Source organism: Okeania hirsuta (assembly GCF_003838195.1).
GTDB classification, from domain to species: Bacteria; Cyanobacteriota; Cyanobacteriia; order Cyanobacteriales; family Microcoleaceae; genus Okeania; species Okeania hirsuta.
In genome coordinates this window covers 1-595 of sequence record NZ_RCBY01000685.1, presented here as the reverse complement: position 1 = coordinate 595, position 595 = coordinate 1, and the positions used below count along the sequence as shown (strand labels likewise).

Below are 595 nucleotides of genomic sequence, written 5' to 3'. Positions count from 1 at the left end.
GCTATTCAAGATATTGATTATGGCAACCCTATTTCTAACAATATTTTCTTTGCAGATGGAGAAACACAACAAACTGTCAGTATTCCAATTATTGATGATTCTATAATTGAGGGAAATAGAACTGTTAATTTGAGTTTGAGCAATGTTACTGGTGATGCAACTATTGGTCAACCTGCTACTGCTATTTTAGAAATTCTTGAGGATGAAGTTTCACCCCCTGCAAAGAAAATATTGTTAGAAATAGGGTTGCCATAATCAATATCTTGAATAGCTGTACCATTGGCAAGGTTGAGAGTAGCACTCTCAACCTTGCCAATGGTACAGCTATTCAAGATATTGATTATGGCAACCCTATTTCTAACAATATTTTCTTTGCAGATGGAGAAACACAACAAACTGTCAGTATTCCAATTATTGATGATTCTATAATTGAGGGAAATAGAACTGTTAATTTGAGTTTGAGCAATGTTACTGGTGATGCAACTATTGGTCAACCTGCTACTGCTATTTTAGAAATTCTTGAGGATGAAGTTTCACCCCCTGCAAAGAAAATATTGTTAGAAATAGGGTTGCCATAATCAATATCTTGAATAGC

Annotated in this window: 2 protein-coding genes; both read left to right on the top strand. The window is 34.6% G+C overall.

The features are described 5' to 3' along the window. The coding region (locus tag D5R40_RS33660; protein ID WP_134239688.1) for a Calx-beta domain-containing protein at window positions 1-255 on the top strand (255 nt) is incomplete at its 5' end. Between the two features lie 8 nt (window positions 256-263). Then, entirely contained in the window at window positions 264-578 is a 315-nt protein-coding gene (locus D5R40_RS33655; protein ID WP_161565202.1) for a Calx-beta domain-containing protein, read from the top strand. Window positions 579-595: the final 17 nt, after the last annotated feature.